Origin of the sequence: Micromonospora sp. WMMD1082, from assembly GCF_029626175.1 — a bacterium.
GTDB lineage: Bacteria > Actinomycetota > Actinomycetes > Mycobacteriales > Micromonosporaceae > Micromonospora.
Genome location: NZ_JARUBM010000002.1, coordinates 7,319,718 through 7,341,625, shown reverse-complemented (window position 1 = coordinate 7,341,625; position 21,908 = coordinate 7,319,718). Strand labels below are relative to the sequence as shown.

General features: G+C 71.0%; 18 protein-coding genes. 8 read left to right on the top strand and 10 right to left on the bottom strand.

Annotation, left to right across the window (positions count from 1 at the left end; genetic code table 11):
• Positions 1-98 precede the first annotated feature (98 nt).
• Positions 99-713: a lytic polysaccharide monooxygenase gene (locus O7615_RS33775; RefSeq protein ID WP_278181853.1), complete on the top strand. Its 615-nt coding sequence runs from the start codon at positions 99-101 to the stop codon at positions 711-713.
• Between the two features lie 83 nt (positions 714-796).
• Here O7615_RS33775 and O7615_RS33770 read toward each other — a convergent pair whose 3' ends face one another.
• On the bottom strand, positions 797-1,693 hold the full coding sequence (locus O7615_RS33770) for an RNA polymerase sigma-70 factor (RefSeq protein ID WP_278181852.1): 897 nt from the start codon (positions 1,691-1,693) through the stop codon (positions 797-799).
• Positions 1,694-1,729: 36 nt separating this feature from the next.
• The gene (locus O7615_RS33765) at positions 1,730-2,917 is read right to left on the bottom strand and encodes an FAD-dependent oxidoreductase (protein ID WP_278181851.1); all 1,188 of its coding nucleotides are present in this window, start codon (positions 2,915-2,917) and stop codon (positions 1,730-1,732) included.
• 155 nt (positions 2,918-3,072) lie between these two features.
• On the opposite strand from O7615_RS33765, the gene O7615_RS33760 reads away from it, so the two are divergent.
• From O7615_RS33760 to O7615_RS33750, 3 genes are all read left to right on the top strand, one after another.
• Positions 3,073-3,555, top strand: a complete 483-nt coding sequence (locus O7615_RS33760; protein WP_278181850.1) for an Rrf2 family transcriptional regulator — start codon at positions 3,073-3,075, stop codon at positions 3,553-3,555.
• Positions 3,556-3,622: 67 nt separating this feature from the next.
• A complete protein-coding gene (locus O7615_RS33755; RefSeq protein ID WP_278181849.1) occupies positions 3,623-4,288 on the top strand; it encodes a BBE domain-containing protein in 666 nt (221 codons plus the stop codon).
• 126 nt (positions 4,289-4,414) lie between these two features.
• Positions 4,415-6,007 carry a GGDEF domain-containing protein gene (locus O7615_RS33750; RefSeq protein WP_278181848.1) on the top strand — a complete coding sequence of 531 codons (1,593 nt, stop codon included), beginning with the start codon at positions 4,415-4,417 and terminating at the stop codon, positions 6,005-6,007.
• Between the two features lie 69 nt (positions 6,008-6,076).
• Here the strand turns inward: O7615_RS33750 and O7615_RS33745 are convergent, their stop codons facing one another.
• The 5 genes from O7615_RS33745 to O7615_RS33725 form a co-directional block, all read right to left on the bottom strand.
• The gene (locus tag O7615_RS33745; protein WP_278182330.1) at positions 6,077-7,135 is read right to left on the bottom strand and encodes a glycoside hydrolase family 11 protein; all 1,059 of its coding nucleotides are present in this window, start codon (positions 7,133-7,135) and stop codon (positions 6,077-6,079) included.
• Between the two features lie 349 nt (positions 7,136-7,484).
• Entirely contained in the window at positions 7,485-8,966 is a 1,482-nt protein-coding gene (locus O7615_RS33740; protein WP_278181847.1) for a permease prefix domain 1-containing protein, read from the bottom strand.
• Positions 8,963-9,337, bottom strand: coding sequence for a helix-turn-helix transcriptional regulator (locus O7615_RS33735; RefSeq protein ID WP_278181846.1), 375 nt, complete (start codon positions 9,335-9,337; stop codon positions 8,963-8,965). Before O7615_RS33735 ends, O7615_RS33740 begins: the two co-directional genes overlap by 4 nt.
• A 149-nt stretch (positions 9,338-9,486) precedes the next feature.
• On the bottom strand, positions 9,487-10,875 hold the full coding sequence (locus O7615_RS33730) for a DEAD/DEAH box helicase (protein WP_278181845.1): 1,389 nt from the start codon (positions 10,873-10,875) through the stop codon (positions 9,487-9,489).
• 165 nt (positions 10,876-11,040) lie between these two features.
• Positions 11,041-11,259, bottom strand: a complete 219-nt coding sequence (locus O7615_RS33725; protein WP_278181844.1) for a hypothetical protein — start codon at positions 11,257-11,259, stop codon at positions 11,041-11,043.
• Between the two features lie 359 nt (positions 11,260-11,618).
• On the opposite strand from O7615_RS33725, the gene O7615_RS33720 reads away from it, so the two are divergent.
• Together O7615_RS33720 and O7615_RS33715 are read left to right on the top strand one after the other, a co-directional pair.
• Positions 11,619-17,126, top strand: coding sequence for a biotin carboxylase N-terminal domain-containing protein (locus O7615_RS33720; protein WP_278181843.1), 5,508 nt, complete (start codon positions 11,619-11,621; stop codon positions 17,124-17,126).
• Between the two features lie 58 nt (positions 17,127-17,184).
• Entirely contained in the window at positions 17,185-17,658 is a 474-nt protein-coding gene (locus O7615_RS33715; RefSeq protein WP_278181842.1) for an SRPBCC family protein, read from the top strand.
• 65 nt (positions 17,659-17,723) lie between these two features.
• Here the strand turns inward: O7615_RS33715 and O7615_RS33710 are convergent, their stop codons facing one another.
• Positions 17,724-19,100: a hypothetical protein gene (locus tag O7615_RS33710; RefSeq protein WP_278181841.1), complete on the bottom strand. Its 1,377-nt coding sequence runs from the start codon at positions 19,098-19,100 to the stop codon at positions 17,724-17,726.
• A gap of 168 nt (positions 19,101-19,268) precedes the next feature.
• On the opposite strand from O7615_RS33710, the gene O7615_RS33705 reads away from it, so the two are divergent.
• Together O7615_RS33705 and O7615_RS33700 are read left to right on the top strand one after the other, a co-directional pair.
• Complete coding sequence (locus O7615_RS33705; protein WP_278181840.1) at positions 19,269-19,634, top strand: hypothetical protein; 366 nt, start codon at positions 19,269-19,271, stop codon at positions 19,632-19,634.
• A 26-nt stretch (positions 19,635-19,660) separates the two neighbouring features.
• Positions 19,661-20,527, top strand: a complete 867-nt coding sequence (locus O7615_RS33700) for a DUF2637 domain-containing protein (RefSeq protein WP_278181838.1) — start codon at positions 19,661-19,663, stop codon at positions 20,525-20,527.
• Between the two features lie 116 nt (positions 20,528-20,643).
• Here the strand turns inward: O7615_RS33700 and O7615_RS33695 are convergent, their stop codons facing one another.
• Together O7615_RS33695 and O7615_RS33690 are read right to left on the bottom strand one after the other, a co-directional pair.
• Entirely contained in the window at positions 20,644-20,850 is a 207-nt protein-coding gene (locus O7615_RS33695) for a DUF397 domain-containing protein (RefSeq protein WP_278181837.1), read from the bottom strand.
• 18 nt (positions 20,851-20,868) lie between these two features.
• Positions 20,869-21,735: a helix-turn-helix transcriptional regulator gene (locus O7615_RS33690; RefSeq protein ID WP_278181836.1), complete on the bottom strand. Its 867-nt coding sequence runs from the start codon at positions 21,733-21,735 to the stop codon at positions 20,869-20,871.
• Positions 21,736-21,908: the final 173 nt, after the last annotated feature.

The following is a 21,908-nucleotide window of genomic DNA, read 5'->3' as shown; positions in this document are numbered from 1 at the left end:
ATCGCCATCACCGACGAACGGAGGATGAACCCATGCGTTCACGCAAGCCCGATCAATCCGGCGGGCAATCCCGGTCAGCCGTCCGCAAGCCCCTTCGGGTGGTTGCCGTACTGCTCGCCATGATTGTCGGCGCGCTGCCCTGGAGCGGCGTGGCTCAGGCGCACGGCACCATCGTCAACCCGGCGTCTCGCGCCTACCAGTGTTGGCAGTCCTGGGGTAACAACCACACGAACCCGGCCATGCAGCAAGAGGACCCGCAGTGCTGGCAGGCGTTCCAGTCCAACCCGGACACCATGTGGAACTGGATGAGCGCGCTGCGGGATGGCCTCGGCGGTCAGTTCCAGGCCCGTACTCCCGACGGGCAGCTGTGCAGCAACGGCCTGTCCCGGAACGACAGCCTGAACCGGGCGGGACAGTGGCGGCAGACCAGGGTCGGCAGCAACTTCACCGTCCAGCTGTACGACCAGGCCAGCCACGGCGCTGACTACTTCCGGGTCTACGTCAGCAAGCAGGGGTTCAACCCGGCCACCCAGACCCTCGGCTGGGGCAACCTCGACTTCATCACGCAGACCGGGCGGTACGCGCCGGCGCAGAACATCTCGTTCAACGTCTCGACCTCCGGATACACGGGACACCACATCGTCTTCGTCATCTGGCAGGCGTCGCACCTCGACCAGGCCTACATGTGGTGCAGTGACGTGAACTTCGGCTGATCGGCACGACCGGACAGCTGCGACACCGCTCCGGCCCAGGGCACTGATGCCCTGGGCCGGAGCCCCCCGTGGTGGTGCGGTGTTCAGTGCAGGGTGAGGGCGGTCTCGGAGGCGATGCGGGTCAGCTTCTCCGGGTTACGGACGTAGTAGAGGCCGGCGATGCGGGCGCTTTCGACCCGGATCGCGATGACCCCGTCGAGTTCGCCGTCCAGGCGTACGAGGAGTGCCGGGTTGCCGTTGACCACGGCGGGGTCGACGGAGAGCGGGACGTCGGCCTTGCGTAGCCCACTGAAGAACACGCGGACCACCTTGTCGGCTCCGATGATCGGTCGCGGCACGGCCTGTTTGACGCCGCCGCCGTCGGCCACCAGGACGACGTCAGGGGCGAGCACGTCCAGGAGGCCCTGCAGGTCCCTGGCATCGATCGCGCGCCGGAACGACTCCAGCGCCGCCCGGGTCTCGCCCGGGGAGACCGCCACACGAGGGCGCCGGGCATCGACGCGCTGGCGGGCGCGGTGTGCGATCTGGCGGACGGCCGCGGGGCTCTTGTTCACGGCGGCCGCGATCTCGTCGTAGGTGACGTCGAAGGCCTCCCGAAGGACGAAGACGGCACGCTCGGTCGGCGAGAGCGTTTCGAGTACGAGCATCAACGCCATCGACACGCTCTCGGCGAGTTCGACATCCTCGGCCACGTCCGGCGTGGTCAGCAGCGGCTCGGGCAGCCAGGAGCCGACGTACACCTCCCTGCGGCGCTTCATCGTGCGCAGCCGGTTGAGCGACTGCCGGGTCGTCATCCGGACCAGGTAGGCGCGCTGGTCACGGACCTGCCCCAGGTCGACCTTGACCCATCGCAGCCAGGTCTCCTGAAGGACGTCCTCGGCGTCGGCCGCCGACCCGAGCATCTCGTACGCGACGGTGAAGAGCAGGTTGCGGTGGGCGAGGAAGGTCTCGGTCGCCGCGTTGGTGGTGTGGTCGCTCACGCCGGCACTCCGCTGCGCTCCATGCGGGCTGCCCGTTCAGCGGGTGACCGGCGCGTCGCCGCGCTCGGCCCGCACCAGCTGCTGGCGCTTGTCGTCGGTGAACAGCCAGCTGAACGAGCCGGGCTTGCGCGCCTCGGCCGCCAGCTCCTTGAGTATGCCCCTGATGGCGATCTCCTTGATCGTCGCGGCGGCACGGCCGCCGAGGTAGAAGCCGTTCGGGGTGTCGTCCTTGGCCGCCATCTGCACGGTGGCGGCGCGACGTCCCAGACCGATGCACTGGCCGAAGAATCCTACGTCGATCCGCGCGGGCTGCTCACCCCTGATCCGGCTGAGCACCGTGTCGGCGGCGTGCGCGCCCAGCGGACGCGCGGACTGGCAGCTCATCCGCAGCGGCAGGCCCGATGGTGCCGCCGAGTCCCCGGCCGCGACGATGGGCACGTCGTCCACGCTGGTCAGCGTCTCGTCGACGAGCAGGCGGCCCACGGCGTCGGTGCTCAGCCCGCTGCGCGCGGCCAGGTCCGGCACCCCGAACCCGGCGGTCCAGATGGTCACCGTGCCGGGAAGCTCGCGGCCGTCGGCGAGCCGCACGGCGTCGCGCGTCACCGCCGTCACCTTCGTGTCGGGGCCGTCGAGCACGGTCACACCGAGCTTGGCCAGCCGCCTGGCAACCGAGCGCCGACCACGCGGGTGCAGGTACGGGCCGAGCGCCCCGCCGCAGGCCAGGGTCACCCGACGGCCCTCCTCGGCCAGCTCGGCAGCGGTCTCGATGCCGGTCGCACCGGCTCCGACCACCGTCACCGTGGCGGTGGCGGGCGCGGTGTCGAGGACCCGCCGCAACCGGTGCGCGTCCTCCAGGCTGGCGATCGGGTAGGCGAACTCCGCCGCCCCGGGCACCCGAGGGCCGGCGCTGCCACTGCCCACCGCGTAGATCAGGTAGTCGTAGCCGACCGTGCCGCCGGTCGCCAGCCGCACGCCGCGCTCGGCCGCGTCGATCCGTGTCACGGTGTCGACCACCAGCCGGACGCCCTCGGCCAGGACCTCCCGGAAGTCGACGACCGCGTCGTGGGAGCCGCCCACCACCTGGTGCAGGCGGATCCGATGGACGAAGGTCGGGCGCGGGTTGACCAGGGTCACGGTCACGTCGTCGCGCTGCGTCAGTCGGTTGGCCGCCATGACGCCGGCGTACCCGCCGCCGATCACGACCACATCGGTGTGCTGAGCCATGGTGTCTCCCTCGTCGTGGGGTTCGGCCACGAGACACCCCTCGACCGGTCGCTGTGACGGCGCGTGAGGCAGACCACACCGATGTGGCTCGACGCGGCGTCGGCACCTGCGCCGTCCAGGTTGCGGTACCTAACCTGGATATGTAACCTCCGGGTATGCGGCTGAGTCAGGGCGTCGAGTGGGCGGTACACACCTGCCTGAACCTCACCTGGCTGGGCGCGGAGCGTGGCGCGTCGACGTCGCGGCTGGCGGCGTTCTACGACCTGCCGCCGGCGTACTTGAACAAGCAACTGCAGAGTCTCGTACGAGCGGGGATCCTGGCCTCGACGCCGGGGCGCCGTGGCGGATTCTCGCTGGCCCGCCGGCCGGCCGACATCTCCCTGCTGGATGTTGTCGTCGCCATCGAGGGGTCGGACCCGCTGTTCCGCTGCGAGCAGATCCTGCGGGCGGGGCCGGGCGGCCGTCCGGACGTGGACTACCGCGAGGTGTGTCTGGTCTCCGGGGCGATGCGCCGAGCGGAGCTGGCCTGGCGGCAGGAGCTGGCGAGCCGAACGCTGGCGGACCTCAGGGCCGACGTCGAGCGGACCTACCCCGCCACGCCGGACGCGACCCGCGCCCGGTTCGCCGAGTTGCACTAGATCAAGCCTGATCCACCACCCCGCGCTCCGTGCCTACGTCGAGTGGACCGACACGATCCCGGACGAGATGGCCTCGTCGGTTCTGCTGATGCGGATGCCCGACCTCGGCGGCGTACCCGAGCCGCTGCGCGGGCGCCGGATCGCCCACGTCCGGATCGCCTACCTGGGCGATCCCGCCACCGCCGCGCACCTGCTTCACCCGCTGCGTGCCTGCGCTCCCGCAGCCATGAACACGATCGGTGTACTGCCGGTCAGCCAACTCGCCAGCATCCACGGCGAGCCCCCGGGCCCGGTCACCTTCGAGGCCCGCAACACGCTGCTCGGCCGCCTCGACCCGTCGGCCACCGAACGGCTCATCGACCACGCCGGCGCCACCGGCAACGACGACTACCTCGTCGAACTGCGTCACCTCGGCGGTGCCCTCCGCCCCTCGGCGGCCAGCCGGGCGGTGATCGGCCGCCGAGACGGCGAGTTCGTCCTCTACACCGGCAGCCGGCTGGACCCGCTCACCGGCGACGACGCCGCCTCGGCGCAGGACCAACTGCATCGGGCCATGGCGGCCTGGAGCACCGGCGGCAGCACTCCCGCGTTCCTGTCCGGCCCGCGCGTCACCACCACGCAGCTGCGGACCGCCTACGCCGACGGCGACTACCGGCGGCTCACCGAGACCAAGACGGTCTGGGACCGGGACAACCTCTTCCGGATCAACCACAACGTGCCTCCGCGCACCTAGCGCTGCCGGATCTGCGGCCCGGCACCGCCGTACGGGTGGGACTACGGTCGGTGCCGGTGGCCCTCGGAGTGGAGTCATTCCCGTAACATCGGGCTGTTCTTCCCTGGGCGGTGCGGAGGAGACCGCATGGATGATGTGACCCTCCGAGCCCTGCGGCTTCTGGAGGAGGCCCAGGCCGGCGGCGCGGCCCAGGTGCTGGCGGTCGCCGAGGCGGCGCTGCGCGAACCGACCGGGGAGATCTGCGACGGCCCGGCGGCGATGCATTTCGCCCGGGTGGTGGCGTTGACCCGGCTGGGTGACCTGCGCGCCGCCATCGCGGCCGCCGACCTGATGCTGGCCGCCGCCGAGCGGGAAGACAGCGCCGGGTGGCGCTCCTGCGCGCTGTCGCTGCGCGCCGACCGGCGGCTGCGCCTGGGCGACCAGGACATCGCCGAGTACGACATCGAAGGCGTGCTCCGGGATCTGGTCAGTGCGGAGACCGCCCTGCTGGCCGACGAACCTGACCCGGTGATCGCGGGTAACGCCCGCACCGGCTTGGCGATCGGCTACGCCAAGCTGCGCCTCTACGAGCTGGCCGCACCCCAGTTTCAGGCGGCCTACGAGACGACCTGCCGGGCGACGCACCCGGACAACGGCAACCGGGCGATGTGGCTGTGCAATCTGGCGGAACTCAACCTCATGTGGGCGCTGGAGTTGTACCAGGTCGGCCAGGTCGCCGAGGCGGAGAAGCACACCACGGCGGCCGAGGAACACGCGGCGCGGGCGGTGGCCGAGGCCTCCGGACCCAAGGCGGAGGTGTGGCGGCTCTCGGCGTTGCTGTTCGCGGCGTGCGCCCGCGCCGATCGCCAGGACCCGGCCGCCGCGGCGGCGGACATCCCCCGGTACATCGCGCTCCTCCAGGACCACGGAGTCGAACGGCGGCAGCAGGAGATGCTGCTGTGCCAGCCGTTCCACGCCGTCGCGCTCAGCCGGTCGGGGCGACCGGACGAGGCGCTACGCGTCATCGAGGAGGCCGTCACCGCCCTGTCGTCCGACAGCGACTGGCTGATCTCGGCGGCACTGCACCGGACGCACGCGGTGCTGCTCTCCGCGAACGGCTCGGGCGACGCCGTGCCGGGCCTCACCTACGGAGACGCGCTCGCGGAACTGCTGTGGCGCCAGCGGCACCGCTGGCTGCACGCGGCGGTCACCATGCAGTCGTACGACGTCCTGCGGTGGCAGCACGAGCGGGCCGAGCGGGCGGCGCAGATCGACCCGCTCACCGGGGTGGCGAACCGTCGCGGTCTCGACAACTTCCTCCAGAATCTGACCACCTCCGCTGCCACCAGGCAGGACCCGGTAGCGGTGTTGGTCGTGGACCTGGACCGCTTCAAGCACATCAACGACTCGCTGGGGCACGCCACCGGCGACGCCGTGCTGCGGGCCGTCGCACAGGTGCTCACGGCCAGCGTACGGAAGGGCGACTTCGTGGCCCGGCTGGGCGGAGACGAGTTCGTCGCCATCCTGCCGGGTGCCGACTCGGTGGCCGCCGAGCAGGTGGCCCAGCGGACGGTCTCCGCCGTGGCCGCGATGACGGCGTGGCGGGCGGAGGTCAGCGTCGGTGTGGCCAGCGGTTCGGCGTACACGCTCGGGGAGATCCTCGCGCACGCGGACCGCGCGATGTACGCCGCGAAGCGCGCGGGCGGGAACCGGGTGAGCGGCCGCCGCCCCGCGTCCTGATCGACGGTCCCGGCGGGCCGGCTGGGTGGGGCCGGGTCTGGCTGTGCCAGACCCGGCCCGACAGAGTGGTCAGCTGCTGCAGGTGGTGCCGTTGAGGGCGAACCCGGTCGGCGCGCCGCCGTTGCCGGAGTGGGTGGCCTGGTAGCCGATGGACGTCGAGCCACCCGGTGGAATGGAACCGTTGTAGCTGACGTTGGTCGCGGTCACCTGACCGCTGGACGGCGAGTAGCTGGCGCTCCAGCCAGAGGTGATGGTCTGCCCGGAACCGAGGGTGAACCGCAGTGACCAGCCGTTGATGGCGGCCGAACCCGTGTTGGTGATGGTCAGGTTGTTGGTCAGACCGTTGTTCCACGAGTTGAGCGAGTTGGTCACCCGGCAGCCGCCGCTACCGCCCGGCGGGTTGGTCGGGGGGTTGGTCGGCGGCGGGTTGGTCGGCGGTGTCGTCGTCGGCGGGGCGGTGGGACCGACCGGGCCCTCGCTCACCGTGATGTCGGAGCTACCGCTGCTCTGGTACCCCTCGGTGGCCATGATCTGGTAGTAGTGGTTGCCGAGGTTGAGGCCGAGGGCGGCCCAGGCGTTGAAGTGGTTGGCGGTGGTGATGGTGCCGCTGCTGCGCTTCTGCTGCCGGACGCTCCAGTACTGGTAGAACGTCGCGGTGCCGTCGATGGAGGGCTGGTTGACCCGCTGGGTGCGGTAGATGTCGTAGGTGCTGCCGTCGGTGGTGACGGAGCCCAGCCGGGTGGCGCCCGTGCTCGGGTTGTAGCTGCCGAAGTTCTCGACGACGTAGTACTCGATGAGCGGGTTCCTCGTCCACCCGTACAGCGCCAGGTAGGTGTTGCCGCTCGGGACGTACGTGCCGGAGTAGTTGATGGTGCGGCTGGTGCCAGGGTTCCAGCCCTTGCCGACGACGGTGTTGTTGATGCCGCTCCACTGGAAGGTGTACCGGCCGTTCTCACGCAGCGTCATGGTGGCGGTGCCGCCGCTGTCCTTCCAGAACGAGAAGAAGAAGCCGTTGTGGGTGCCTTCGGTGTTCGAGGTGACGGTCCGGTCGGGCTCGGCGTGCGCGGCGGTGGCCACGGTCATCGAGGCCGCGATCAGCACGAGGGCGCTGGCGCCGCCGACGAGCATCCTCAGCCTGTTGCGTCTGCGGCCCTTCAGGGGGACGGGAGAGTCGTTCACGGGTGTGCTTCCTTCTCTGAGGGCAGCCCGAGGACCGGGCTGCGCAAACCACGTGACGCAGTGGTGGGGGTCTGCGGCGCGGCCACCGTCAGCGTCGGACGACACCACGGACTGTGCCGGTCGTGTTCCGATCGACGACGACGAACCAGGTCGGCAGTGAGATGGTCGAGCTTATTCGATACATATCGATGCTTGGAGTATCGATCGACCCTCGTCACGTTGTCAACGCCGTGACTCCACCGGTGGAGTCAACGGTTTGCCGGCCGCCGGTCGACCCGCCCCGCTGTCTGGTGTCCGATCAGAGGTGGTGGAACATCGGGGGGAAGAGCAGGACCACGGCCCAGGCCCAGCCGGCGTACACCGGCAGGTAGCCGGTCTGCCAGCGCTCCAGTGCCGCGAACGGCGCGCGCCGACGGACGAAGCCCAGCATCAGCCAGGCCGACCAGGCGAGGTTGGCCAGCAGGATGACGTTCTCGCCGAGCGCCGCCAACTTGTTGGGGGTGGTGCCGTACTCGGTGATGCGCGCGGTGATCTCCCGCAGTACCAGCACGTCGATGATGAGCGCGCTGACCACGAGGGCGAGTTGCAACCGGTCGAACAGGCCGGGCGGGGCCAGCGGGTCACGGGCCGAGATCGAGTAGAGCAGCAACCCGAGCACCACGACCAGCAGCAGGTTGAACAGGATCAGGGCCTCCCGCTCGACGTTGATGCCGGAGGTGGTCCAGACGAGGGCGACCAGGAAGGCGAGTAGCGCGGCGGTGAACAGCGGCGTGAACAGGCGCGTGAGCACGGGTGCGATGTTCTCGACGACGCTCTGTTTGGCCTCGACGAGCCAGCCCGCCACGACCACGGCGGCCACCACGCCGCAGGGCAGCAGCCACTGCGAGATGAAGCCCTCCGGGTCGATCCCGATGGCCTCGAAGGTGCCGACCGTGAAGGCGACCAGCACGCCGCCACCGAGGGCGATCAGGACGAAGTAGACGAAGCATTCACCGGTGAAGCGGATGAAGTCCATCCGTCGTCGCGACGAGCGCGGATCGTCGGCCACGTAGGCCAGGCCGACCACGAACCACAGCGCGATGGGCAGGTGGATGCTGGTCAGCACCAGTGACTGGGAGTCTTCCGCGAGCGGGTAGACGTTGGCGGCGACCGCGCCGAGCGCGAACAACGCCACCATCACCCCGATCAGCGCCGTCCCGGCCCGACGGCGCCGGGCCAGGTACGCGGCCAGCCAGGGCAGCGCGAACAGCGAGAAGTTGGGCGCGTAGAAGGCGCCGTCCCGGTCGAGGCTCAGCCCGAACAACTCCGGCACCTTGATCGACAGGGCGGCACCGGCCGCACAGATGATCATCGCGGTCAGATCCCGCCGCGATCGGGTGTCCGTCTCCGTGTCGTCGGCCCCGCCGGTCAGCACCAGCTGCTTCCACAGCCGCTCCGAGTGCTCCCGGGCGAACTCGCGGGACAGGTCGTCCAGGCCGCCGAGGCGTTTGACCGCGACCAGGAACGCCTCGTCGGGGCGGAGGCCCACGGCGACGAGTTCGTCGACCGAGCCCCGAAGGTGGTCCTCCAGTTCCTCGGCGTCGGACTGCTGCAGCTCGGGGCGACGCTGCACGTACTGACGCCACTGGGCGAACTGGGCCTCCAGCCCGCCCGGCCCCTCCCCGGCCGTCCTGCCGCCCTGGTCGCCCGGCGCCGTCCTGTCGCCCTGGTCGCCCGGCGCCGTCCTGTCGCCCTGACCCTCTGCCGCCGTCCTGCCGTCCTGGCCGCCTGGCGCGGTCATGCCGGGCCGCCGAGCGGAATCGCCGCCGAGCGCCGGACGTCGCCGGGGCCGACCCAGATCTCCTTGAGCGCGCCCACCACCGTGTCCCATTGGCGACGCTGCTCGGCGAGCTCGGCGAGGCCACTGCTGGTGATGCGGTAGTACTTGCGGCGGCGCTCCCCGGGCACCGACTGCCAGCTCGACTCCACGTGACCGAGGCGTTCGAGGCGGTGCAGCAGCGGGTAGAGCAGCCCCTCGGTCCAGTCCAGCTCGCCGCCGGACAGTTCGTTGATCCGTCTGAGGATGGCGTACCCGTAGCTCTCCCCGTCGGCCAGGATGCCCAGCACCATCGGTGTCGCCGAGGCGGCCACGAGATCCTTGGTGACCCTCATGAAACTCTCCCACCTTCAATACCTAGAAGCATGAGGCATAGTAGTTCTAGGTATCGAGGCGGCGCAAGGGAACGCCCGCCAGCGTCGCCGGCAGGATCAGCGGTGGTGTCGTCGACGATCGGTAGGGCGCGGGCAGTGTCGCGTACGGCTCAGCGGCCGCCGCCGCGCGCGCCGGGCCGGGCCCGGGCGGAGAAGGCCGCCGCACCGGATCGCGTCGGTGCGGATCGCGTCGAGGCGGTCAGCGTGGCCTTGCCGCCGCGCCGTCCCCGGCCGCCGCCGTGGGCGGCCGGCGCCTCCTGCCGGGCCCTGGTGGGCTGCGGTGCCGGCTGCGGGACCAGTCGCCGCTCGCCGGGCGCGAGTTCGCGCAGCAGTGCGTCGCCCGGCCGCAGCCGGGTGGTGGTCGCCGCGATGCCCGCCTTGCGGGTCAGCTCCCGGACCTCGGGCGCCTGGGTGTCGGTCATCAGCGTGACGACCGTTCCGGCCGCGCCGGCCCGGGCGGTACGGCCCGAGCGGTGCAGGTACGCCTTGTGTTCCACCGGCGGGTCGGCGTGCACCACGAGCGCCACGTCGTCGATGTGGATGCCCCGGGCGGCGATGTCGGTGGCGACGAGCGTCCGCACCTCGCCGTCGGAGAACGCCTGCAGGTTCCTGGCGCGGGCGCCCTGGGCCAGGTTGCCGTGCAGTTCCACGGCGGTCACCCCGGCCGCCACCAGCCGGCGGGTGAGCGTCTTCGCCCCCCGCTTGGTGCGCGTGAACACCACCGTCCGGCCCGGCGCGGCGGTCAGATCGACCAGCACGGCGAACCGGTCCTCGGCGTGCACGTGCAACACGTGGTGGGTCATCGCGGCGACCGGCGAAAGGGTCGAGTCGACGCTGTGCACGACCGGATCGGTGAGGAACCGCCGGACGAGAACGTCGACGCCGGAGTCGAGGGTGGCGGAGAAGAGCAGGCGCTGCCCGCCGCGCGGGGTCTGGTCGAGCAGTCGTCGCACGGTCGGCAGGAAACCGAGATCGGCCATGTGGTCGGCCTCGTCGAGCACGGTGATCTCGACGGCGTCCAGGTGCGCGTGACCGGCGTCGACGTGGTCGGCGAGCCGACCCGGGCAGGCCACCAGGACATCGACCCCGGCGCGCAGCCCGGCGATCTGGGGCCGGGCGGCGACACCGCCGAAGACGGTCATGGTGCGCAGCGACAGCGCCTGTGCCAGCGGCGCCATCACGCTGTCGATCTGGGTGGCCAGTTCGCGGGTGGGCGCGAGGATCAGCGCCCGGGGGCGCCCGGCCCGCCGCGCCCTGCCGGTGGCGGCCAGGCGGGTGAGCACCGCCAGCACGAAGGCGTACGTCTTGCCGGAGCCGGTGCGGCCCCGGCCGAGCACGTCGCGCCCGGCGAGTGCGTCGGGCAGCGTCGCGGCCTGGATCGGGAACGGCCGGTCCACGCCGGTCGTGGCCAGTACGCGGGTGAGCGCCTCGGGCACGCCGAGGTCGGCGAAGGTCGGTGAGGTGGATGAGGTGTTCTGGTGCGGGCGGCGTGCCGCCATGAAGGCTCCGAACGTCGAAGGGGACGTCCCGCCCGGCGCTGACCGTTCGGCCGCGGCGCGTGGCCTGGGACATCGAACCCGGCCCACGATGACGGGCCGTACCACAAGTCTAGCCGAGCGCACCGCCTGCTCGCGGGCGGTGCGCACGATATCGGTGCCGGCCGATCAGGGAACGATGGCCTGCCAGCGGCTCTGCCCGCCCATCCACGCGCCGGCCAGGATCTCCGCCGACTTGCGGCCCGGGCACGGGTAGATCTTCGACCGGCCGGTGCCGCCACCGGCTCGGGCCTCGACCTCCCACGATTCGCCATCGGTACGGATGTAGACATCACGACGCCCACGCGGGGTGCGGTCGCCGTTCCACCAGTGACGCTCGACTCTCACCCACCGACCGTATAGCACCAGGTCCGCGAGGGAAATGTTGATGATCTTGGCAAGCTGGGCAACCTCGTAGAGTAGTCGTCGCATCACTGTCCTGTCGATGCCGGATGGTCGCTCCGGCGTCCTTCGAGGGATGGGTGGATCGGCCCTCGGCTGGCAGTCGGATCGTGACCGGCGGGCGTGATCTGGGCCACGGCGGAGCGGCCGGCGCCGCTGGAGTTGGCGGGTTCCCACAACTTTCGTTGTCCGAAGGTGGCAGTTCCCACCTCTTCCCTACCGGTCAGTAGCCGCGAAGGTTGGTGGAACGGGACCTCGACCCGAGGGTGCCCCGGTCGGGAACGACACGTTCGGAGGCTCGCTCGGTGTTCAGCCGCATCGCCATCGTCAACCGGGGTGAGGCCGCCATGCGGCTGATCCACGCTGTTCGCGAGCTCAACGCCGAGAGCGATGGCCCACCGATCGAGACCGTCGCGCTCTACACCGACGCGGAGCGCGCGGCCACGTTCGTCCGGGAGGCCGACCAGAGCTACCGCCTCGGGCCGGCATCGACGCGACCGTACCTCAACCACCGGGTCCTCGAACGGGCGCTGATCGAGACCGGTGCGGACGCGGCGTGGGTGGGCTGGGGCTTCGTCGCCGAGGACCCGGCCTTCGCCGAGCTCTGCGAGAAGAACGGCATCACCTTCATCGGCCCGAGCGCCGAGGCGATGCGCAAGCTCGGCGACAAGATCGGCGCGAAGCTGATCGCCGAGGAGGTCGGCGTCCCGGTGGCGCCGTGGAGCCGCGGCGCGGTGGAGAGCCTGGACGCGGCCCGGCGCGCGGCGGCCGAGATCGGTTACCCGCTGATGCTCAAGGCGACCGCGGGCGGTGGCGGCCGGGGCATCCGGGTGGTCCGTGACGACGAGGAACTCGCCGAGGCGTACGAACGCACGAGCCTGGAGGCCCAGCGCGCGTTCGGCAGCGGCGTGGTCTTCCTGGAGCGGCTGGTCACCGGCGCGCGGCACGTCGAGGTGCAGGTGATCGCCGACGGTCAGGGCACCGCGTGGGCGCTGGGCGTGCGGGACTGCTCGGTGCAGCGGCGCAACCAGAAGGTGATCGAGGAGTCCGCCTCGCCGGTGCTCTCCGCGGAGCAGGCCCGCGAGTTGAAGGCGGCGGCCGAGCGGCTCGCGCTGGCCGTGGACTACTGCGGCGCGGGCACCGTCGAGTTCCTCTACCACCCCGGTGACCGGTTGTTCGCCTTCCTGGAGGTCAACACCCGGCTTCAGGTCGAGCACCCGATCACCGAGGCCACCACCGACTTCGACCTGGTCAAGGCCCAGATCCAGGTGGCTGGCGGCGGCCGGCTCGGTGAGCGGATCCCGGCCGAGGCCGGGCACGCCGTCGAGGCGCGGCTCAACGCCGAGGACCCCGACCGTGACTTCGCGCCCTCGCCCGGCCGGATCGTCCGGCTGGTGCTGCCCAGCGGCCCGGGCGTTCGGGTGGACACCGGGGTCAGCGAGGGCGACGTGATCCCGGCCGACTTCGACTCGATGATCGCCAAGATCATCGCGTACGGCCGCAGCCGCGACGAGGCGCTGGGCCGGCTGCGCCGCGCGGTCGCCGAGACCACGGTGATCATCGAGGGCGGCACCAGCAACAAGAGCTTCCTGCTCGACCTCCTGGATCAGCCCGAGGTGATCGACGCCAGCGCGGACACGGGCTGGATCGACCGGGTCCGCGCGCAGGGCCGCCTGGTGTCCACCCGGCACTCGGGCGTCGCGCTGGCCGCCGCCGCGATCGAGGCGTACGAGGACGAGGCGCACGTCGAACGGCAGCGGCTGCTCTCCACCGCGCACGGCGGACGTCCGCAGGTACAGCACTCCAGCGGCCGCCCGATCGACCTCAAGCTGCGCGGCGCGACCTACCGGGTGGCCGTCGCGCAGACCGGGCCGCACCGGTTCCGGGTCGGCATCGGCGACGCCTCCACCGTGGACGTCGAGCTGGAGCGGTTCGACGAGCACAGCGGGCGGATCCTGGTCAACGGAGAGCGGTTCCGGCTCGTCACCGACACCCACGGACCCATCCACCTGGTCGAGGTGGACGGCGTCACCCACCGCGTCAGCCGCGACGAGGGCGGCGTGCTGCGTTCCCTGTCGCCGGCGCTGGTCGTCGCGACCCCGCTCGGGGTCGGGGACGAGGTCGAGGCGGGTGCCCCCGTGCTCGTCCTGGAGAGCATGAAGATGGAGACGGTACTGCGCGCGCCGTTCACGGCGAAGGTGCGCGAATGCCTGGTCTCCGTCGGCAGCCAGGTGGAGACCGGTGCGCCGCTGCTGCGCCTGGAGCCGATCGGTGACGAGGCCGCGGGCGAGGCCGCCGAGACGGAGGCGGCCGACCTGGAACTGCCGCCCGAGCCGACCGGCCTGTCCGTCGGCGCCCGGGTCGCCCGAGGCATCGCCGACCTGCGCAGCCTGCTGCTCGGCTACGACCTCGACCCCCGTGACGAGCGGCGCGCCCTCGCCGCCTACCTCGCCGCGCGGGCCGAGCTGCGCCACCGGCCGCTGGCCGAAGAGGTCGGCCTGTTGCAGGTCTTCGCCGACCTGTCCGAGCTCAGCCGCAACCGCCCGGCGGGCGAGGAGGGCAGGGCCGACACCCGGTTGCACAGCCCGCGCGAGTACTTCCACACCTACCTGCAGTGCCTCGACGTCGACCGGGCCGCGCTGCCGGAGACCTTCCAGCACCGGCTCGCCCGGGTGCTGGCCCACTACGGCGTCGACGACTTCGAGCGCACGCCCGAGCTGGAAGAGGCCGTGTTCCGGATCTTCCTCGCGCAGCAGCGGGCGTCGGCCGACGTCACGGTGATCGTCACCTTCCTGCAACGGTGGCTGACCGAGCCGCCGCCCGGCGACGACCTGCGTGAACTGGTCGGCCAGGCGCTGGAGCACCTGATCTTCGCCACCCAGCGCCGCTTCCCGGTCGTCGGTGACCTCGCCCGCAGCGTGGTCTTCCGTTGGGCGGCCCAGCCGATGCTGCGCCGCAAGCGGGCCGAGGTGTACGTGGACGTCCGCGGCCATCTGCGCTACCTCGACCGGAACCCGGGCACGGCCGATCGCGCCGAGCGGATCGCGAAGATGGTCGCCTCGCCCGAGCCGTTGGTCCGGCTGCTCGCCCAGCGCATCGGCAGGCCGGGCGTCGACCACGGGCCGATGCTGGAGGTGCTCAGCCGGCGCTACTACGGCAACCGTGGCGCGAGCGACGCCCGGGCCGTCGAGGTGGCGGGGCAGTCGTTCTTCACCGCGGCGTACGACCGCGACGGTGAACACTTCCGGCTGGTCGCGGCGGCCACGGACTTCGGTGGGTTGCCGCAGACCCTGGCGAGGGTCGCCGGGTTGGCCGGCCCGGGCTCCGGCGACGACTCCGGCCCGGCGTCCCACCGCGACCCGGAGTCGTCGGTCGCCGACGTGTACCTGACCTGGGTCGAGCAGCCCGACGTGGAGGCGATGGCCGGGATCCTGCGGGAGGTCCTCGACGGGGCCGGGCTGCTGGACGTGCTCCAGCGGGTCACGATCTCGGTGGCCGGCCGCAACGGCGCGGAGATGCACCACCACTTCACGTTCCGCTCCGGCCTCGGTGAGGACCGGGTCATCCGGGGTCTGCACCCGCTGATCGCCCAGCGCCTGCAACTGCCGCGGCTGCGCAACTTCGACCTGACCCGGCTGCCGTCGGCCGACGAGGAGATCTACCTGTTCCACTGTGTCGCCCCGGACAATCCGGCCGACGAACGACTGGCCGCGATGGCCCAGGTGCGCGACCTCACCCCGCTGCGCGACGCCGACGGTCGGATCCTCGCGCTGCCCGCGGTCGAGGGCGCGCTGGACGCCTGCCTCGACGCGATCCGCAAGGTCCAGGCGCAGCGCCCGGCGAAGAAGCGGTTCGACACCAACCGGATCACCATCTTCGTCTGGCCGCCCAACGACCTGAGCATCGAGGAGCTGAACACCGTCGCCCAGCGGGTGCTGCCGCTCACCGCCGACGCGGGGCTGGAGGAGGTCCTGTTCCTCGGCCGGCAGCGCGACGAGGACACCGGCGAGCTGATCGACATCGCCGTGCAGATCTCCTACGACGAGGGCATGCGGGTCTCGGTCGCCGCGCCGACGGCCGAGCTGATCCAACCGCTCGACGACTACCGGCAGAAGGTGCTCTCGGCCCGCCGGCGCGGCACGACCTACCCGTACGAACTGACCGGGATGCTGGCCGGGCGGCACGGCACCTTCACCGAGTACGACCTGGACGACACCGGTGAGCTGGCCCCGGTGCAGCGGCCCAGGGGGCGTAACCGGGCGGGCATCGTCGCCGGTGTGGTGAGCACGCCGACCGAGCGCTATCCCGAGGGCGTCACCCGGGTGGTACTGCTCGGCGACCCGACGAAGGCGCTGGGCGCGCTGGCCGAGCCGGAGTGCGCCCGGGTGATCGCCGCGCTCGACCTGGCCGAGCGGATGCGCGTACCGGTCGACTGGTTCGCGCTGTCGGCGGGTGCGCGGATCTCGATGAGTTCGGGCACCGAGAACATGGACTGGGTGGCCGCCGCGCTCAAGCGGATCGTCGAGTTCACCCAGGCCGGTGGCGAGATCAACATTGTCGTCGCCGGGATCACCGTGGGCGCCCAGCCGTACTGGAACGCCGAGGCCACCATGCTCATGCACACCAAGGGAATCCTGGTCATGACGCCGGATTCGGCGATGGTGCTGACCGGCAAGCAGTCGCTGGACTTCTCCGGCGGGGTGTCGGCCGAGGACAACTTCGGCATCGGCGGCTACGACCGGGTGATGGGCCCCAACGGCCAGGCCCAGTACTGGGCGCCGGACCTGCGCGGCGCCCACCGCGTGCTGATGGCGCACCACGACCACACCTACATCGCGCCGGGCGAGACCCGACCCCGCCGGGCGGTCACCGCCGACCCGGTCGACCGCGACATCTCCGACTACCCGCACGCGGTGCCGGACAGCGACTTCACCACCGTCGGCGAGATCTTCTCCCGGGAGCGCAACCCCGACCGCAAGAAGGCGTTCGACATTCGTACGCTGATGCGGGCCCTGGCCGACCAGGACCACGCCGTCCTGGAACGCTGGGCGGGCATGGCCGACGCCGAGACGGCGGTCGTGCAGGACGTACACCTCGGTGGCATCCCGGTCTGCCTGCTCGGCATCGAGTCCCGGTCGGTGCCGCGACGCGGCTTCCCGCCCACCGACGGGCCGGACACCTACACCGCCGGCACGCTGTTTCCGCGCTCGTCCAAGAAGGCCGCGCGGGCGATCAACGCGGCCAGCGGGAACCGCCCCCTGGTGGTGCTGGCGAACCTCTCCGGGTTCGACGGCTCGCCGGAGTCGATGCGGCAGCTGCAGCTGGAGTACGGCGCGGAGATCGGCCGGGCGATCGTCAACTTCGATGGACCGATCGTCTTCTGCGTGATCTCGCGGTACCACGGCGGCGCGTTCGTGGTCTTCTCCAAGGCACTCAACCCGAACATGACCGTGCTCGCCGTCGAGGGCTCGTTCGCCTCCGTCATCGGTGGCGCGCCCGCCGCGGCCGTGGTGTTCGCCGGTGACGTCAGCGCGCGTACGGCGAAGGACCCGCGGGTGGTCGACCTGGCGGCGCGGGTCGCGGCGGCGACGGACGGGCAGCGGGCGGCACTGGTCACGGAGCTGATGGACGTGCGGGCCGCGGTGCGGGCGGAGAAGCTCGGCGAGGTGGCCGCCGAGTTCGACGGGGTGCACAGCATCCAGCGCGCGGTCGAGGTCGGCTCCGTGGACGCCATCATCCGCCCCGACGAGCTGCGCCCACAGCTCATCGCGGCCGTCGAGCGTGGCCTGGCCAAGGCGGACCAGCCGTCCTGACCGGTCGGGCAGGCCGGCGGCGGGCCACGGTTCGGCCGCCGGCGTGCCACGATGGGGCGTGCCCGAGGACCGGAAGCCGCCGATCGCGTTCGAGACGACCTGCACCGTCGCGGCCCCGCCCGAGGTGGTGTACGCACACCTGGCCGACCCGCGCAGCTACATCGGACTGTCGCCGTTGATCGTGGCGGTCGACGACGTGCGGCACGGCCGCGACGCCGAGGGCCGGGCGGTCGCCGACTACGTCGCCGTCGAGCGGTTCCGGCTGGTCGGGCCGGTGCGGTGGGACAACCGCATCCGGGTCCGGATGGTGTCGACGCGACCGGGCGATCAGCTGGTCAGCGACGTGCGTAGCCCGGGGCGGGTGACGCTGCGGGCGGTGGTGGACCTGACCGCCGTGACGGACGGCACCCGGGTGCGCGAGCGGGTCACCGCGAACGCGCCGGCACCGCTGCGGCGCTTCGTGGCCACGCAGGCCCGCCGGGTCGCGGCGTACCGGGCGGCCGAGCTGACCCGCCGCATGGCGACCCGGTAGCCGCGCCGGCCGACACTCGGCGCGCCCGTGGAGAACGTCGTGGCGCCAGCCACGGTGCCGGCCCGTCACCAGGCCCAGACCGTCGGCTCACCGAGGTCGTGAACGTCGGCGGTGAGGTGCGGCGTGGCCCCGGTGCGCAGGGCCGAGTCTTCACTGTCGAAGATCGTCACGCGGGAAACCTTGCGATGGTCGATCTCGAAGACACCGACTCCGTCGGTGAGTGGTCCTTCCGCCACCGTTGTTCCCCCAGCATCGACCAGTTCGGCGCGGACCGCAGACTCAGGCCCGGACACCAGCACGCCGGCAGCCTCGCCCGGCAACGGCACGGCGACGAGGTCGAATGTGCCGATGCCCGTCCGGTAATCGATCAGGGTTCCCGAATCCGTCCGCAGGAGCCGCACGGCGTCGGTCTTGAGCAGGGCGGCGCAGCCGCCGTCAGCCGAGCAGGAAATGGCCAGGGACGCTGTCGGCGCTCCGGAAACCCAGTCGGGCAGGCGACCGGTCCAGATCACCCGAGGGCTCGGCCCGGTGAGGCCGTTGCGGTCGAGCATTCCCTGCAACTCCTGTACGGCGGAGGAAGCGGTGAACATGCGTAGATCCACGGCAGACCTCGCCGGTGTCGGCCCGATCGCGCGGACCATGGCTCCGCCCGCGGCGGGGCCGGCGTAGCGCACCACCCCGTCACAGGTGAACCGCCACCGTTCACCCGTCTCGCCGGCCCCGCGGACCACGAAGCCATCGGTGCTGGCCGGCTGCCACGATCGGACGACGGATCCGTCCGGCTGGAGCCGGCCGCCGACGGAGGTATCGACGCGGCACCCGGCCGGTGCCAGTCCGACCGCGAGGTCGGTACCGTGACCGTCCACGAGAGAGTGCCGCCCGAAGGAGACGTAGGGCACCAACGGCTGCGGCTCGTCCGGCGTCCCGGTCTGGTCGAGCAGTTCCGGTACCGACGCGCCTGCGCGGCCGCTGCCCGCCCGGAGCAATGCGTGTGAGCCGCCCAGAAAGGCCACCACCACCGTGCGGGCGCCCGGCACTTCGTGGGCGAGCAACACCCTCACCTCGTTGAGCGCCGGGTCGACCAGGAGTCGGGCGCGGGCTGCCCGGTACTCGCGCTCGATGCTCGCGACAAGCGTCGGGTCACCGGCCAGATTGCCACGGGTGGGGGAGTCGAGCAGTCGCTGCACCATCGGTTCGTCGATCGGACTCGCCGGCTGGTATTCAGCCGTGGCCGGCGACGGCTCGTCGGCGGTCGTCAGCCGGTCCACCGCGCCGAACGACGGTAGCGCCGTGGCGGCCATCATCAATCCGACCACGCCCGCCATCGCCATCCGTCGCCGCCGGCGCCGCCGCACGCGAAGGAGCAGCCGCTCGTACGGGTCGGGTCGTGGCACCACGGGTTCGGCGAGCCGGGCCAGTGCCTGCCTGATCTCATCGGCCATCGCTGGGGTCTCTCCTTCTCGTCGTGACCGGCACGGCGGCCAGCGAAGCTTGTTCAACGTCTCGTTGCGGTACTGCCTGTTCCGGCGTCGACGAACGGGGCAGCGATGCCGGCAGTACCGCACGTAGCCGGACGAGCGCCCGCGAGGTCTGGCTCTTGACCGTAGTCAGTGAACGTAAGCAGCCAGAAAAATCTTGGACCTGTTGAAACCACCCCTGACCAGGGCCATCCCGCGTGGTGTGACCGCGCCGGATGCACCGCTAATCCGGCCAGCCAGGCCAACGGCTACCGGGCCGGTGTCGGCGGCGAGCACCGGTCCGCACCGCTCCGACTCGACCTGTCCTGCGCGTTCCCGCTTCCCAAACCGGCGGGTGAGGCGTACCTGACCGAAGCGGTAGCGCCGTGGCCGTGTTCGACCTACCTCCGCATCCGGGTTGGGGACGCCGAGGTGTCCATATCCGTCGAACGGGCCGCGCCGGTCCTTTCGGCGCTGCACATGCTCGTCGCGGCCGGGGAGGAGGTGACGCCGCGATGAGGACCCGTACTGACACCATGCTTCTGGTGCTGACCGGGCTGTGCGTCGCCGGGCTGGCCATCGTCGCGGGTGCGATCTCCTTCGCGCACATGCGGGAATTGGCCCTTGAGCATGGTCAACTTGGTTGGAAGTCGCTGGCGTTCCCGATCAGCGTGGACGGCCTGGAGATCGTCGCCAGTCTCTATCTTGTGGCGCAGCGTCGCGCCGGGCGGCCTACCGGCTGGATTCCGTGGGTCGCGCTGATCGTCGGCACCGCCGCGAGCCTCGCCGCGAACGTCGCGGTAGGTGGTGCGGACCCGATCGGCAAGGCGCTTGCCGGGTGGCCGGCAGTCTCCATGTTGGTCTCGATCAAGCTTCTGTTTTCCATGATCGACCACACCAAAGATGATCAGCGGACGACCGTCCGGGACGATCAGCGGACGGCCGGGAGCGTCCCGGACGCCCCTGGGACCGTCCAGCAGACCGGGCGGGACGGGACGGCAGCGTCCGGGACCGCCCCCGGCGAGCGGACAAGCGCCCACGCGCCGTCCGCGATCGACCCGGCCGACCGGCCCGCCGAGGCAAGTGGGGGCACCCCGGGCGGCGCGGGCCAGCCTGGTCCGGGCGGGACCGGCGACCCGGGCGACCGAGCGGCGGCGCTCGACATCCGCGCCGTGGCGCACCTGATACCGGCGGCGCGGGCGGGCCGCGCGAGCCTCGCGGCCAAGGGTCGGTCACTGTCGCGAGACAACCTCGCGGACGCCATGCGCAACGACGGGCACGGCGTGTCCAACGAACGTGCCTCACTCCTGCTCAAGATTCTCAAGGCAGAGTATGACGTGACCACAATCGGCCCGGCGTCCGTCCGGTCCTGTCCACAGGAGCCGGAACCGCTGTCGGAGGTGGTGGCATAGCTCGATCATGAACGTGGACAAGACGGTCGGGGCGCCCCAGCACCGAGGGGCGTCCCCCTGTACTCAACGCGAAGGGCACCCGTCCGAAGATCGGGTGCCCTTACGCGACGAGTTGGTCAGCCTCGATCAAACTCCCCATCCTTGGCTCCCTCGATGAAAGCCGCCCACCCGTCGGGCGTGAACACCAACGCCGACCCCGAGGGGTCCTTGCTGTCACGCAGCGCAATGGCTCCGGTGAGCTGGGCAACTTCCACGCAGTTGCCGTTTGCGCCGCTACGGGTGCTCTTGCGCCACGTCACGCCGCTCAGGTCTGAAGCGTTCACCTTTCCACCTCCTCACACTCAGTCTATGTCGATCAAGCGAGCAACGAGCCTCCGCGAATCGGTCACGTTCAGGGCAGCCGCTCGGAGCTGGTCGAACATCTCGGCGTACCGCCGGACGTCGGCCTCTTTCTCCAGGTACAGCGCGCCGGCCATGTTCTCGATGTAGACAAGCTCGGGGTCGGCGGTGTCCGGGAAGTCCATCACGGCGAACGCGCCGTGCATACCCGGATGTGCGCCGACCTTGTAGGGCAGCACTTGGAAGGTGATGTGTGGCTGCCGGGTCATGTCCAGCAAGTGCCGTAGTTGGTCGACCATCACCTCCGGGCCGCCAACCTCACGGTGGAGCACGGCTTCGTCAACGATGGCCCACAGCTTGAGCGGGTCGTCCTTGGTGATGGACGTCTGCCGCTGGGCGCGGGTCTCAACGCGCTGTTGGATCTCTTCGTCACTGGCGGATGGCAGGCTGGCCGTGACCACGGCACGGGTGTAGCCCTCCGTTTGGAGCAAGCCCGGCACGAACAACGACTCGTAGTTGCGGACGCTGCGCGCCTCGCTCTCGAAGCTGATGTAGGTCGTGTACTCCTCGGGCAGCTCGGATTCGTACGCCTGCAACCATCCCAGTTGCGTCGCCTGCTTGGACATCTCGACCAGCGCGGCACGGCGCGTTGGGTCAGTCACGCCGTATTTGTCCAGCAACGTCAGGAGCGTGCGCCGCTGCGGGCGAGCCTTGGCGGTCTCGATGCGGTACAGGGTGGCGCTGTTGATGTTCGTCTGCACGGCCGCGTCTTCCCGCGTCAGGCCGGCGGCTTGACGGAGGTTGCGCAGCTCACTGGCAAGTCGGCGTAGCCGAACGGTTGGTGGCTGGCGACGTGTTGACAAGTCCATCCCCTTTGTTCCGCTTCCCCAGAAGTTTGCTGGTCTTGCGAACGCACCATCAACCCGGGGTAGACGAATCCTACTCAGGCGAACGCAAGTCTTGCGTTCTCACCACATGCGAGCGCAGGATAGACGAAAGCATGGCACGCCGGTGACTGTCGGTAGCGCCGGCTACCCGAACG